The organism is Bartonella sp. AS69XJJH (assembly GCF_042195585.1).
GTDB lineage: Bacteria > Pseudomonadota > Alphaproteobacteria > Rhizobiales > Rhizobiaceae > Bartonella.
This window is the reverse complement of the sequence record NZ_JBHIOO010000003.1, coordinates 84,936-99,160: the sequence shown is the minus strand read 5'-3', so window position 1 is coordinate 99,160 and position 14,225 is coordinate 84,936. Positions and strand designations below refer to the sequence as shown.

Below are 14,225 nucleotides of genomic sequence, written 5' to 3'. Positions count from 1 at the left end.
ATACGATAAGAGGAAAAACTTACTCTTCTTTTTTCTTACGGCGGCGCTTATTTTCAGGTTGTTTTTTTTCATCAACGCACTTTTCTTCATTCATCGTTTTATCACCGGTGATTTCCTTTCCGGTTGTTTGATCAACGACCTTCATGGATAACCGAACTTTTCCACGCTCATCAAAGCCCATTAATTTAACCCAAACTTTGTCACCTTCTTTTACAATATCGGTTGTTTTGGTGACGCGTTCTGATGCAAGCTGAGAGATATGAACGAGTCCATCACGAGAACCAAAGAAGTTTATAAATGCACCAAATTCTGCGGTTTTTACAACTGTTCCTTGGTAGATAGCACCAACTTCAGGCTCATCAACAATAGAATGGATCCAGCGCTTTGCTGCTTCAATGGTTTTAGCATCAGCAGAAGCAATTTTAATGGTACCATCATCTTCAATATTAATTTTTGCTCCAGTTTGTTCCACGATTTCCCGAATAACTTTACCACCAGAGCCGATAACATCACGGATTTTATCGACAGAAATATTCATAACTTCGATTCGTGGAGAAAATTCACTCAGCTCAGCACGTGCACTGGTTAAAGCTTTCGCCATCTCATTAAGGATATGGATTCGGCCACCTTTGGCTTGTTCAAGCGCGATTTCCATAATCTCTTCGGTAATACCATCAATTTTGATATCCATTTGCAAGGCAGTAATACCATTTTCTGTTCCTGCGACTTTAAAATCCATATCTCCAAGATGATCTTCATCCCCTAAAATATCAGAAAGAACAGCAAAGCGTTCTCCTTCTTTAATCAAGCCCATAGCAATACCAGCAACAGGGCGTGCTAAAGGAACACCAGCATCCATAAGAGCAAGTGAGGTTCCACAAACTGTTGCCATAGAAGAAGAGCCATTGGATTCAGTGATTTCTGAGACAGCACGAATGGTATAGGGAAAAGATTCTTTCGTTGGCAACATGGGGTGAATGGCCCGCCATGCTAATTTGCCATGTCCAATTTCACGACGACCAGGAGAACCAAGGCGTCCCGTTTCACCCACTGAAAATGGTGGGAAATTGTAATGGAGAAGGAATGTTTCCTTATACATCCCTGTCAAGGAATCAACATATTGTTCATCTTCACCAGTTCCTAGTGTTGCAACGACAATAGCTTGTGTTTCTCCGCGGGTAAAGAGTGCTGATCCATGTGTGCGGGGTAAAATACTTACTTCTGATTGGATAGGGCGTACGGTAGAAAGATTGCGTCCATCAATCCGCTTTTGGGTATCAAGAATGTTCCCGCGAACAATGTTTGCTTGCAACTGTTTAAATACGGTTGCAATTTGATCAGCACTAAACTTACAGTCTTCTTCTGTTTCTGGCATAAATTTATTGAGGATTTCTGTCTTTAGTGCATCAATTGCAGCATAACGTTCTTGCTTATCAGTAATTGTGTAAGCTTTTCGTATATCCTTTTCTGCCATTTTTTGCATTGCTTTTTCAAGTTCAGAAAGATCTTCAGGAACAAAATCACGGGGATCTTTTGCAGCAACTTCAGCAAGCTTTATAATGGCATCAAGGACGGGTTGAAGGCCTTTGTGACCAAACATTACGGCCCCCAACATGATATCTTCCGGTAATTCTTGTGCTTCTGATTCAACCATCAAAACAGCACTTTCTGTTCCAGCAACAACAAGATCAAGTTTTGATTCAGGCATTTCATCGATATGAGGATTGAGAACATATTGTCCATTACAATAGCCAACGCGAGCACCAGCTATAGGCCCCATGAAAGGAACACCTGACAGGGTTAATGCGGCAGAAGATGCAATCATCGCAAGGATATCGGGATTATTTTCGAGATCATGCTGTATAACGGAAACAATGACTTGTGTATCATTTTTATATCCCTCAACGAAAAGGGGACGAATTGGGCGATCAATCAAACGTGAAACCAAAGTTTCATTTTCACTTGGTCGACTTTCACGTTTTAAATAGCCCCCAGGTATTCTACCAACAGCATAGGATTTTTCTTGATAATTAACAGTGAGTGGAAAAAAATCTTGGTCTGGTTTTGGACTTCTGGCTGATACAACGGTTGCTAAGACAATAGTTTCTCCATAGGTAGCAATCACTGCACCATCAGCTTGACGTGCTATTTTCCCTGTCTCAAGGGTGAGAGGACGCCCGGCCCATTCAATTTCTATCTTGTGCGTTTTGAACATTTTTTATCCTTAATGACCAGTGTTTAAATCTTTGATTGCTCACATTCTGGTTTTGCGTAGCATATTTCCAAGCTCTGTAGTGGACAACATACTTTTTATCTTTGTTGCGAGAAAAGAGAAGTAAACTGCCTTAAATGCGAAACGATGATGAGCAGTCCTATCCCATAATAACTTGTCAGTTTTTAAAATTCTTAATTAAAAGCAACACGTCGAAAAAAAATGGGTGTTTTTTTTAAAACACCACCTCCATTTTTCTTTTAGCGACGCAAACCTAACTTCTTGATAAGTGTTTGATAACGATTTTGGTCAACTCCTTTAAGATAATCAAGAAGGCGCCGGCGTTGAGACACCATCTTCAAAAGACCACGACGAGAATGATTATCCTTTTTGTGAGATTTAAAGTGGTTTGTTAAATTAGAAATACGTTCAGAAAGTACAGCAATCTGTACTTCTGGTGATCCTGTATCACCGGCTTTGTTTGCGTATTCTGCGACAAGAGCTTGTTTACGTTCAGCTGTAATCGACATCGTATTATCCTTTCTAAAAACGAAGAAACATAAAGTCACCCATAGCCAAGATGTCGTTCAGCAAGGGTCTGTGAGGAAACAAGAAAAGTCTAAGACTCTTACCTGTTTTCGTCCTTATATAGGAAAGAAGGTTAAAATACTAGCCCTTGACAGCATTTTGAAGTCTTTCTTTAAATAAAAGCTTTTGTTTTGAAATATTGATTTAAATAGAGTTTTATGAGAAGTTTTTTAAAGAATTATGCATCCTTTTGATACAAAGATTATGAGCGCGTGCGTGGTAATAAAAGTGATAAATACCGATTTGGAGGAAAAAGATGCAGAGCATTTCAACATTAAAACTTTTTCGTAATTCGGTATTTCGAAATTTATGGTCATCTACTCTTATTTCTAATTTAGGGGGACTGATACAGGCTGTTGGAGCAGGATGGTTAATGGCGTTGATTAGTTCTTCGCATTCCATGGTTGGGCTTGTTCAAAGTGCCACAACATTACCACTTGTTATGTTTTCTTTGATGGCAGGGGCATTAGCTGATAATTTTAATCGGCGTCAAATTATGTTGTGTGCGCAGATTATGATGATGCTCATATCCATGAGTTTATCTGTTTTAGCCTATATGGGATTTCTAACACCTTGGCTTTTGTTATGTTTTACGTTTTTGATTGGATGTGGCACAGCTTTTTATAATCCTTCTTGGCAAGCAACGATAGGAGATATTGTGAGCAGGGAAAATATTCCTGCTGCTGTTAGTTTGAATAGTGTCGGCTTTAATTTGATGCGGAGTGTTGGCCCTGCTATTGGTGGTGCTATTATTGCAACTTTGGGGGCATCGGCTGCTTTTTTGTTTAATGCTATAAGCTATATTCCTCTTATCGGTGCGTTATTTTTCTGGAAGTCGAATTATAAAAACAATCCATTGCCACGAGAAAGGCTATTAGGAGCTGTCTCAGATGGTTTGCGTTATGTTGCGATGTCACCTAATCTCCTAAGTATTATGGTTCGAGCGTTCCTTTTTGGTGTAGGAGCAATTTCGATTTTAGCACTTTTGCCAATTGTTGCGCATAAAGTTCTTGGAGGAAATGCCCTTCTTTATGGTACACTGCTCGGTTGTTTTGGGTTAGGAGCCATGACAGCAGGTATTATTAATGCAGTTGTACGGCATCATTTTCGTTCAGAAACAATTATTGCAAGTGCATTTATTGGTTTCGCCTTTTCTTGCTTTTTATTGGGAATCAGCCGTTCACTGATTATAAGCCATATTGCTTTATTTCCTGCAGGTTTATGTTGGGTTTTGGCGTTATCATTGTTTAATACATCTGTACAACTCTCTACACCACGTTGGGTTGTTGCACGTTCTTTAGCACTTTATCAAACGGCGTCTTATGGGGGGATGGCTATTGGAAGTGCAATCTGGGGAGGTTTAGCTGATGGTTATTCTCCAACAATTGCTTTAAGTGTTTGTTCTCTATTCTTGATTTTTGGTGCTCTTGCGGGAGTAAAATTTAGAATTCAAGAAATTCCTCAAATAGATTTAAATCCTCTTGATCATTTTAGAGAGCCGGAATTATTACTCGACCTCAAAGCAAGGAGTGGCCCGATCATGATAATGATTGATTATCAAATTCATGAAAATGATCTCGAAGAGTTTCTCAAAGTGATGACGCGTCGACGCCATATTCGGTTACGTGATGGTGCACGTCAGTGGGTCCTTTTACGAGATCTTGAAAGACCTGAATATTGGACAGAGGCTTATCATATGCCAACATGGGTAGATTATTTACGCCATAATCATCGTCGTACAAAAGCGGATGCAGAAGTCAATAAGCGTTTGCGTCATTTAAATTGTGCTCCTAACGGCATAAGAGTGCACCGTATGATTGAACGCCAAACAATACCCCAAGCCAATGAGATGCTTTTAAAAGTCTCCTCTGATCATCTCCCTTAGGGTTAAAACAGTTTTTGTAAAATATTAAATATGTTAATATTATTTCGTTCAATTTGTTAGCATAATCATAACAAAAAACTACGGCTTAAATAGTTAATAAATTGATTTATAATGATTATTTTTCATATTGAACGATAGTTCTGAAAATCTTAAGTTTTTCTCGTTTCAAATCTATTTAGAGTAAATCAGTTCAAATCTTCGCTTGCACATTACAAACGAGGGCTAAAGTGTGAGTAAAAAACGATTGAAAAAGAAATAAAAAGCCTCTTATGAATCCTTTCAAATGCAAGGATTGTTGCGACGTTAAGAGGAAAAAGTGTGTAGTGGTGTTAGCTTATAGCACGGACTTAAATTTTGATATGAATACGGTAAATATAGACAATGAAAAGCACCATATTTTTCTTAATTGATAGAGAAAAATATTTTTCCGCAAAAGGTGGTGGTGGAAAAGAATCGATTAAATTGTGAAAATCCGCTTCGGTTTAAATAAACTTTTGTCGAGGGTGCCAATGGCAAGAAGTTGTTCTTTATAGAGGACAAAAATCTCATCTTCATCAAGCGGTACTTTGTGATGACTCAAGAGGATAGAATGACCCCTTATAACTCTCTGCGCTTGAGTTTCATTAAGGATATAGTGAGGGAGGCAATCCAATGCGGCGCTTGTTTCAATTAAGAGCTCATCAAGTGTTGTGAAGTTTTTTTCAAAAGAACGATTATTTTCATCTGTAGTGTTTTTATTTAGCGGAATGGCCGCTTTTAGTTCGTCCCATGTAATGAGATCTTCTTCATCAAAAGGTGCGACGGAAACACGTCTTAAGTCAGCAATATACCCATAGCAACCTAGATCACGTCCCATATCGCGTGCTAAAGAGCGCACATAAGTTCCTTTTCCGCAGGTTATCTCAAAGACAGAGTGCTCTTTGGTAGGCATTTCTAATAACTTGAAAGTTTCTATTTCGACTTCACGGGGCGGAATTTCAACAACTTCCCCTTCACGCGCTAAATCATAGGCACGATTTCCGGCAATTTTTATTGCTGAAAATTGTGGAGGCGTTTGCAAAATAATACCTGTATATTGAGGAAGAAGAGCAAGTATTTCTTCTTGTGTTGGACGTTTGAGAGAAGTTTTCGTTATTTCGCCCTCTAGATCATCTGTTGAACGCTCTTGTCCCCAAGCGATATGAAAACGGTAAGTTTTTTTGCCTTGCATCACGTAAGGGACGGTTTTGGTTGCTTCGCCCAATGCGATGGGAAGGAGACCAGAAGCAAGAGGATCAAGTGTGCCCGCATGTCCTGCTTTTTGTGCATGAAAGAGCCATTTGATTTGTGAGACAGCTTCTGTTGATTTCATTCCTTTTGGTTTATCAAATATGACCCAGCCAGAAACAGGACGCCCTTTTTTTTTGTGTTGCCGCGCCATATTTTTAATCCTCATTTTTATCACTATGGTGAAGATCGCGAGCAACCTCAGGCGAGCGAAGGAGGGCATCAATTTTTGAAAAATTATCAAAACTATTATCAAGTCGGAAACGCAGTTCTGGCATATATTTCATTTGTCGCAACGCATGACTGATTTCTCCACGGAGAAAACGACTATGTTTATTGAGGGTATCAACAACATCGGTATGAGAAGCATTTTTAAGAGTGCTGAGAGGTGATACAAAGCAAGTAGCAATTTTTAAATCTGGTGACATGCGTACTTCAGAGATAGAAATAACAATATCTTTCAAAATATCATCAAGCAAAATATCACGCTGTAATATATGCGCTATTGCATGACGCACTTGCTCTGCTACTCTAAGTTGCCGTTGTGATGGCCCTGCATTTTTCATCAAAGTTTTATCCTTGCTACAAGATCTCTTTTTTGACCATTCAGATAAGGAAAAAAAGATATTGTGTATAAAATCTAATAACTTTTCTCATTTTACAACAAAGTAAAGTTGTTGGATTATTTTATAATGTGCGATTAATATGTTCGATACGGAAGGTCTCAATGATGTCTCCTGCGCGCATATCTTCATAATTTTCAAAGGCTATTCCACATTCTTGGCCACTTTGCACTTCATTGACTTCATCCTTAAAGCGTTTGAGTGTTTTCAGCTTTCCTTCGTGAATAACGATATTATCGCGGATAAGGCGAACACCGGCTCCTCGTTCTATTTTACCTTCTGTAACACGACATCCTGCAACTTTTCCAGTTTTTGTAATGTTAAAGACTTCTAGAATTTCAGCATTACCAAGGAAAGTTTCACGCTGTTCTGGTGAGAGTAATCCAGACATGGCAGCCTTTATATCGTCAACAAGATCATAAATGATGTTGTAATAACGAATTTCAATTCCTTGTGTTTTAGCAAAATCACGTGCCTGCTTATTGGCTCGAACATTAAAACCAATTACAGCAGAGTTGGAAGCTTCCGCAAGAGAAATATCACTTTCGGTAATTCCTCCAGCACCAGCATGTACAATACGCGCACGAACCTCATCATTTCCGAGTTTTTCCAATGCTGAAGCGATTGCTTCAATTGATCCTTGCACATCCCCTTTTATAATAAGGGAAAATTCCTTAACACCAGTCGTTTGCAATTTTGTCATCATCTGTTCAAGAGAACCACGCGAACCAGTTTGCCGCGCAACAGCTTTATCGCGCGCTAATCGTTGACGGTATTCAGAAATTTCACGTGCTTTTGCTTCATGTGTGACAACAGCAAAACGGTCTCCGGCTTGTGGTGTTCCTTGCATGCCTAAAATTTCAATCGGTGTAGAGGGAACGGCTTCTTTGACATGGCGTCCATGGTCGTCAATCAAAGCACGCACACGACCCCATTCATTTCCGGCAACTATAATATCAGAAGGGTGTAATGTACCTTTTTGAACAAGAACTGTTGCAACAGATCCACGCCCACGATCCAATTTGGCTTCAATGATAACGCCTTCTGCAGTTCGTTGAGAATCTGCTTTCAGATCAAGCATTTCAGCCTGAAGAAGGATAGCTTCGAGAAGTTTATCAAGGTTTTGACCAGTTTTAGCAGAAACTTCAACGTCCAACGTTTCTCCGCCCATAGTTTCAACAAACACTTCATGTTGTAGAAGTTCTGTACGCACTTTTTGTGCATTTGCAGCTGGTTTATCAATTTTGTTGATAGCAACAATGATAGGTACACCAGCGGCTTTCGCGTGATTGATTGATTCAATCGTTTGAGGCATAACACTATCATCAGCGGCTACAACGAGAACAGCAATATCAGTAACACGAGCTCCACGTGCACGCATAGCCGTAAAAGCAGCATGTCCTGGTGTATCAATAAAAGTAATTTTTTGACCGTTTTGTTCTACTTGATAGGCACCAATATGCTGCGTAATACCTCCTGCTTCGCCAGAAACAACATTTGCTTTACGAATAGCATCCAAAAGAGAAGTTTTTCCGTGGTCAACATGGCCCATAATGGTTACAACAGGGGGGCGCTGCTGCATGTTTTGAGGATTATCTGTTATATTAAAGATACCTTCCTCTACATCAGATTCTAAAACACGTTTAACAGTATGTCCAAATTCAACAGCGATGAGTTCGGCAACATCTGCATCAATGACATCGCCAGGTTTCATCATTTGTCCTTGTTTCATCAAGAATTTAATCACATCAACAGAACGCTCAGTCATACGTTGTGCGAGCTCTTGAATGGTAATCGTTTCAGGAAGAACAACTTCGCGAGAAATTTTTTCTCTTGGTTCTTGATTTTGTGCACGCTTAAACTTTTCTTGTCTACGCCGCATTGCAGCCATTGAGCGCCCACGTGCGCTTCCTTCTTCATCCAGTGCACTATTCAGAGTTAGCTTTCCGCGTCGCCGCTCATCAGCTCCTTTGACAACTTTTGGTACACGTATTTCTGATTTAGCAGGATTAGCACGTCGACTATGCCGTTCTTCCTCTTTATTTTCATCTATTTTGCGTTTTTCAACCACGGTTGTGTTTTTAGGCGCAATAGGAATAGCTGTCTGTTCAATGAGAGGGGGAACAGGTGGAGTCTGTGCTGGTGATATTTCTTCTTCTTGTTGGAGATGTATTTCTTTTTCTTTAATTTCTTGCTGTAAAATTTCTTCACGCTCTTTAGCGCGTCTTGCTTCTTCTTCGGCTTGTTCTCGCGTTATTCTTTCTTGGATATGTGCTTCTTCTAACGCGCGAAGTCTCGCTTCCATTTCAGTCGATGAAAGATTGCTTTTGGCCACAGATTCTTGAGGTTTTTTCCTCTCAAAACGCGGTTTAGAGCGCTGGGCGGCCACGTGCGGCTTTGTAATGGGCTGTGCGGTTTCAGCTTTTTCATCAGGTCGCGTAATTTTACGCCGTTTGGTTTCGACAACGACAGCCTTCGTACGGCCATGACTAAAATTTTGTTTGACCGTGCTTGTTTCCAAGACAGACCTCTTGAGAGTTAGTGTCTTCTTGACGGTTGTTTTGTCGTTGTTATTTTCACTCATTGTACTTCCTTCACGGCTTGTGCCGTCATCTCACTAGGCTTACTATGCTTGTCGTCACGATAGCTGATCAATTTATATGTCGTTTTGAGAAATCCTTCGGCAGCTTTTGTATCCAATAAGGCCGCGTGCATTACAGGATTAGAGCCAAAAGCCACTCGCATTTCATCACTTGTAAATAAAGATATGGTTTTTATAGTCCGATTTGTTTGTTGTTGTATTGAATGAATGGCCTGTGCAATTTTTCGTTTCCCATCTTCTGTTGTTTCTTTAGCATGAAGTACAAGAATAACTTTACCAGAGCGGATAGCAGCATCAACCTTTGTTGCTCCCATAACAATTGCTCCCGCTTTTCGTGCCATGGAAAGGCTTGAAAGAGCGGCTTTTAGTAAAAGCGTATCAACAACATGCACAAGATTTGGCGCAACCTCAACATCTGTTTTAAAATTTCTATGAAAAGCTTTCTGTTTGATTGCTTTCTCAATAACAGCGTGATGGGCAGAAACCCAAACGCCTCGCCCTGGTAACTTCGCTTTAAGATCGGGAACAATTTGGTTATTGGGACCAATAACAAAACGGATCAGCGTTTGTGCTGAAGCATTTTTTCTGGTCACAATGCAAGTCCGTTCATTCATTTAAAGTGTATCCACATCCAAATCATCTGTTTTTTCATTTTCTGTAGAACTTTCATCTTCTACAGGATTTTCTGTAACAAGATCAGCTTGGTCTATCCAGCCTGCTTGTACACGTGCGGCTAAAACCATAGCTTCTGCATCCGCGCGTGTAATGTCAAAAGGGGTTAAAATACCAGAAAAATTCTGTGTTTGACCTTCTTTACGTTCTCTCCAACCTGCTAAATCATCAACGGCATAGCCAGCAAAGTCTTCTATTGTTTTTACACCATCCTCACCTACAGCAACTAACATAGCACTTGTCATTCCAGGAAGTGTTCGCAATTCGTCAGAAACTCCAAGCTTTTTGCGTTTTTCATCAAGTTCTTTTTCTTGATGATCAAGATATTCGCGGGCACGACTTTGGATTTCAGCGGCGGTATCATGGTCAAAACCATCAATAGAAGCGATTTCTTCAAGATCAATATAGGCGATTTCTTCAATAGAAGAAAAACCCTCTGATGCCATAACCTGTCCGATCATTTCGTCAACCTCTAAGGCTTCCATAAACAATTTACTCCGTTCAGTAAATTCTTTTTGACGATTTTCAGATTCTTCCTTTTCCGTTAAAATATCAATGTTCCATCCTGTTAGTTGCGAAGCTAAGCGAACATTTTGTCCACGTCGTCCAATAGCAAGACTAAGTTGATCATCTGGCACAATAACTTCAATCCGTTCAGCATCTTCATCAAGGATGATTTTAGAAACTTCAGCAGGTTGCAGTGCATTAACGACAAATGTTGCCGCATCAGGCGACCAAGGAATAATATCAATTTTTTCGCCTTGTAATTCAGCAACAACAGCTTGTACACGACTTCCTCGCATTCCAACGCATGCTCCAACAGGATCAATGGAGCCATCGCGTGAAACAACGGCGATTTTAGCTCGTGAACCTGGATCACGAGCAACAGATTTGATTTCTATAATACCATCATAAATTTCTGGCACTTCCATAGTGAAAAGTTTTACCATAAATTGGGGATGTGTGCGTGAAAGGAAAATTTGCGGTCCACGCGTTTCACGGTGTACATCATTGACAAAAGCACGAATACGATCTCCATAGCGGAATGATTCACGAGGAATTAATTCGTCACGGCGCACAATAGCTTCACCACGCCCGAGATCAACGATAACGTTACCATATTCCACACGCTTAACTGTACCAGAAATAATTTCACCAACTTTATTTTTGAATTCTTCATATTGCTGATCACGCTCTGCGTCGCGTACTTTTTGTACAATAACCTGTTTAGCAGATTGTGCTGCGATACGTCCAAAATCCATAGGAGGTAAAAGATCAGCAAAAAAATCACCAATTTTTGCTTCTGCTTGATGTTTGAGAGCATCAGACAAAGTAATTTCCGTTGTATAGTCTTCAACGACATCAACGATTTTAAGCAGGCGCTGTAATTTAATTTCACCTGTCTTAGAATTGATTTCAGCACGGATATTGGTTTCTTGACCATAACGAGAACGTGCTGCTTTTTGAATAGCATCAGCCATCGCAGAAATGACAATTTCACGGTCGATTGACTTTTCACGTGCAACAGCATCTGCAATTTGCAGAATCTCAAGCCTGTTAGCGCTTGTAGCCATCAATTTTCTCCTTCTTTGTGCCACACGATGGGTATTCCCCTGTGATATTATTTTTTGAAATTGAGCGTCTGTATAGAGTCGTTAGCTTTCTCTTCGGCAATGAATTGTTGACTTAAATCTTTATTTTTTTTCAATGCGTCGCGAATAAGCTCATCGGTAAGCACTAAATGTGCATTTATGATATCACAATAGGAAATAGGGGTATACATGGCTTCTCCATAAGCAGCTTTATCAGTATTTAAAATAAATCCATCTTGCGTGATATTTGTAAGTGTCCCGCGAAATTTTCGGCGCCCATCAATTGTTATTTTGGTTTCAATTTTTGCAAGATGCCCTTGCCAATGAGAAAAATCAGATTTTCTTACCAATGGACGATCAATTCCAGGTGATGAGATTTCTAAATGATATTTGCGTTCAATAACATTTTGTACATCAAGGAGCGGGGAAACAGTTCGACTAACAGTTTCACAATCTTCTACGGTCATAGAACCATCGGCACGTTCAACCATAATTTGAAGTGTTAAACCATTTTGACCAAGAAGTTTCACACGAACCAAACGAAAACCTAAAGGTTTAAGTAGTGGTATGACAAGAGCAGCAACCTGTGCTTCGATACCATCTTCTTCAAACAGGCGTGGTTCGTCAAGATTGCTTATTTTTTCAGCTTCGTTCATACATTTTATCCAAGTTGTTTTCATCAGTTTATGATATTAAAAAAGAGCGGGTCCAACGGCCCACCCTTCATCATAAGACCAAGAATTTAACTATTGATACTCTTAAATTCAAAATTTTTCAAGTTGTTTATGAGAAAAGCGCTTGATCATTTATTTCTTGATAAAGATAAGATAGGCAGGCGTTCGTCCTTCGCGTAAAGCTTTTGCTTCATAGCGGGTTCCTTTCCATAGTGGATAAGGGAGTTTCCAGTCTTGAGGGCTTTCAGCTTTCCATTCAAAGTGATCATGTTGTGCACAATGGTACAAAGTCCAGTTTACATAACTGTCTATATCACTAGCAAAGCGAAAAATTTTTCCTATTTTAAGAACACGAGCAAAACGGTTAAGATTTTTTATGTTAATGAAACGTCGTTTCCAGTGTTTCTTTTTTGGCCAAGGATCAGGATAGAAGAGATCTATTCCATCAAGAGAGTTATCAGGGAGCCAATCAAGGAGGCGTGTAGCATCATCATTATAGAGGCGAAGACGATTTTGATGGTTTTGATGCTGTTCAAGAGACAACAATATTTTTGCCATGCCATTGATAAAAGGCTCGACGCCGATAAAACCAGTTTTTGGAAAATATTCCATTTCATAAAGTAAATGTTCACCTCCACCAAAGCCGATTTCAAGTCGAATTTCCCTTACTTGACTTGAAAATAAGGATGTAAGGTTTGAGGGAGGAGGGACATTTAAATCAATATTAAAATTGGGAAGAAGCATTTTTATACGTGTAAGCTGACTGTTTCGAAGCTGTTTTCCTTGTCTGCGTCCAAAAAATGCTTCACTCTTGCGTGTATTATGTTTAATCATGGGATTTGGATCATTGTTTGAAGTGTTTTTACGAGATCAGTTTTTTCCCATGAAAACGAACCATCGTATTTTGGTTTACGTCCAAAGTGACCATAGGCAGCTGTTTTCGCATAAATAGGTTTATTGAGGTCGAGATGTTTTCGAATGCCGGTAGGTGAAAGGTCCATTATTTTGCGAATGGCTTCTTCAATAACTTTTTCATCGACTTTTCCTGTTCCATGAAGATTAAGATAAATAGATAAAGGTTGTGCAATACCAATTGCATAAGAGAGTTGAATGGTGCATCGCTCTGCTAAATGAGCAGCAACAATATTTTTAGCCAGATAGCGTGCCGCATAAGCTGCAGAACGATCAACTTTTGTTGTATCTTTTCCTGAGAAAGCACCGCCTCCATGGGGTGCTGCACCTCCATAAGTATCCACAATAATTTTGCGTCCTGTTAATCCGGCATCGCTTTGAGGACCACCAATGACAAATTTTCCTGTTGGGTTAATATACCAACTGCATTGAGCCGCAATGGGAATATCATGTAAAGCTTGGCGAATGTAAGGTTCAACCACTGTACGTACCTTGTTAGAATCCCAGCTTTCATCGAGGTGTTGCGTTGAAAGAACAATCGATGTGACCTCTATCGGTTTTCCATTTTTATAGCGTATGGTTATTTGGCTTTTAGCATCAGGTCCTAATTTTCCAGCTTCTCCCTCTCCTTTATGACGGGCTGCGGCAAGAAGTTTGAGAATTTTATGCGCATAATAAATTGGCGCAGGCATGAAATCAGGTGTTTCACGGCAGGCATATCCAAACATGATGCCTTGATCACCTGCTCCTTCTTCACCATGCCGATCCGTAGCATTATCAACCCCTCTTGCTATGTCAGCTGATTGAGGGCGCAAAAGAACATCAATTTTAACAGTTTTCCAATGGAATCCTGCTTGTTCATAGCCAATGGTACGAATAGCACGGCGCGCTGCTGTACGAAAACGCGTAGGATTAATGAGTGGAAAGCCAGTTTCATCATAGATAAATTCTTTATTTTTATCTTTTTTTAATAGCGTATCGGGAACACGCACTTCACCAGCGATAACAACACGGTTGACACTGACGAGAGTTTCACAGGCAACGCGTATTAACCATGGATCAGTACCAGTCTTTTCAGCTTCTTTATAGACCATATCAACGATTTCATCAGAAATACGATCACAAATTTTATCAGGATGTCCTTCCGATACCGATTCGCTCGTAAAAAGATAATCTTGATGCGGCATAGGAACTCCTTC

Annotated in this window: 11 protein-coding genes; 1 reads left to right on the top strand and 10 read right to left on the bottom strand. The window is 39.9% G+C overall.

All coding sequences use genetic code 11. From position 1 onward, the window contains the following. Positions 1-19 precede the first annotated feature (19 nt). Positions 20-2,215, bottom strand: a complete 2,196-nt coding sequence (gene pnp, locus ACFIK6_RS02425; RefSeq protein WP_375656632.1) for a polyribonucleotide nucleotidyltransferase — start codon at positions 2,213-2,215, stop codon at positions 20-22. Between the two features lie 257 nt (positions 2,216-2,472). After that, on the bottom strand, positions 2,473-2,742 hold the full coding sequence (rpsO, locus tag ACFIK6_RS02420; protein ID WP_254473402.1) for a 30S ribosomal protein S15: 270 nt from the start codon (positions 2,740-2,742) through the stop codon (positions 2,473-2,475). Between the two features lie 314 nt (positions 2,743-3,056). Here rpsO and ACFIK6_RS02415 point away from each other — a divergent pair, with 314 nt between their 5' ends. Further along, positions 3,057-4,685 (top strand): MFS transporter, encoded by a 1,629-nt coding sequence (locus ACFIK6_RS02415; RefSeq protein ID WP_375641624.1) that lies wholly within the window; start codon positions 3,057-3,059, stop codon positions 4,683-4,685. A 457-nt stretch (positions 4,686-5,142) separates the two neighbouring features. On the opposite strand, the gene truB is transcribed toward ACFIK6_RS02415, so the two are convergent. From truB to metK, 8 genes are all read right to left on the bottom strand, one after another. Continuing rightward, on the bottom strand, positions 5,143-6,105 hold the full coding sequence (gene truB / locus ACFIK6_RS02410) for a tRNA pseudouridine(55) synthase TruB (RefSeq protein ID WP_375641623.1): 963 nt from the start codon (positions 6,103-6,105) through the stop codon (positions 5,143-5,145). Between the two features lie 4 nt (positions 6,106-6,109). Beyond that, on the bottom strand, positions 6,110-6,517 hold the full coding sequence (gene rbfA / locus ACFIK6_RS02405; RefSeq protein WP_375641622.1) for a 30S ribosome-binding factor RbfA: 408 nt from the start codon (positions 6,515-6,517) through the stop codon (positions 6,110-6,112). 121 nt (positions 6,518-6,638) lie between these two features. Then, the gene (infB, locus tag ACFIK6_RS02400) at positions 6,639-9,158 is read right to left on the bottom strand and encodes a translation initiation factor IF-2 (RefSeq protein WP_375641621.1); all 2,520 of its coding nucleotides are present in this window, start codon (positions 9,156-9,158) and stop codon (positions 6,639-6,641) included. Continuing rightward, positions 9,155-9,790 (bottom strand): RNA-binding protein, encoded by a 636-nt coding sequence (locus tag ACFIK6_RS02395; protein WP_375641620.1) that lies wholly within the window; start codon positions 9,788-9,790, stop codon positions 9,155-9,157. The genes infB and ACFIK6_RS02395 overlap by 4 nt, the downstream gene beginning before the upstream one ends. After that, on the bottom strand, positions 9,791-11,422 hold the full coding sequence (gene nusA, locus ACFIK6_RS02390; RefSeq protein ID WP_375641619.1) for a transcription termination factor NusA: 1,632 nt from the start codon (positions 11,420-11,422) through the stop codon (positions 9,791-9,793). A 47-nt stretch (positions 11,423-11,469) separates the two neighbouring features. Next, entirely contained in the window at positions 11,470-12,120 is a 651-nt protein-coding gene (gene rimP / locus ACFIK6_RS02385) for a ribosome maturation factor RimP (protein WP_375641618.1), read from the bottom strand. A gap of 126 nt (positions 12,121-12,246) precedes the next feature. Then, positions 12,247-12,948, bottom strand: coding sequence for a tRNA (guanine(46)-N(7))-methyltransferase TrmB (locus ACFIK6_RS02380; protein ID WP_375641617.1), 702 nt, complete (start codon positions 12,946-12,948; stop codon positions 12,247-12,249). Continuing rightward, positions 12,945-14,213, bottom strand: coding sequence for a methionine adenosyltransferase (metK, locus tag ACFIK6_RS02375; RefSeq protein ID WP_375641616.1), 1,269 nt, complete (start codon positions 14,211-14,213; stop codon positions 12,945-12,947). The genes ACFIK6_RS02380 and metK overlap by 4 nt, the downstream gene beginning before the upstream one ends. Positions 14,214-14,225 lie beyond the last annotated feature (12 nt).

Excerpts from the sequence above, each read along its gene's own strand:
- rbfA (WP_375641622.1), bottom strand. The coding sequence starts at position 6,517 with ATGAAAAATGCAGGGCCATCACAACGGCAACTTAGAGTAGCAGAGCAA.
- pnp (WP_375656632.1), bottom strand. The coding sequence starts at position 2,215 with ATGTTCAAAACGCACAAGATAGAAATTGAATGGGCCGGGCGTCCTCTC.
- rpsO (WP_254473402.1), bottom strand. The coding sequence starts at position 2,742 with ATGTCGATTACAGCTGAACGTAAACAAGCTCTTGTCGCAGAATACGCA.
- rimP (WP_375641618.1), bottom strand. The coding sequence starts at position 12,120 with ATGAAAACAACTTGGATAAAATGTATGAACGAAGCTGAAAAAATAAGC.
- ACFIK6_RS02395 (WP_375641620.1), bottom strand. The coding sequence starts at position 9,790 with ATGAATGAACGGACTTGCATTGTGACCAGAAAAAATGCTTCAGCACAA.
- nusA (WP_375641619.1), bottom strand. The coding sequence starts at position 11,422 with ATGGCTACAAGCGCTAACAGGCTTGAGATTCTGCAAATTGCAGATGCT.
- truB (WP_375641623.1), bottom strand. The coding sequence starts at position 6,105 with ATGGCGCGGCAACACAAAAAAAAAGGGCGTCCTGTTTCTGGCTGGGTC.
- infB (WP_375641621.1), bottom strand. The coding sequence starts at position 9,158 with ATGAGTGAAAATAACAACGACAAAACAACCGTCAAGAAGACACTAACT.
- metK (WP_375641616.1), bottom strand. The coding sequence starts at position 14,213 with ATGCCGCATCAAGATTATCTTTTTACGAGCGAATCGGTATCGGAAGGA.
- ACFIK6_RS02415 (WP_375641624.1), top strand. The coding sequence starts at position 3,057 with ATGCAGAGCATTTCAACATTAAAACTTTTTCGTAATTCGGTATTTCGA.
- ACFIK6_RS02380 (WP_375641617.1), bottom strand. The coding sequence starts at position 12,948 with ATGATTAAACATAATACACGCAAGAGTGAAGCATTTTTTGGACGCAGA.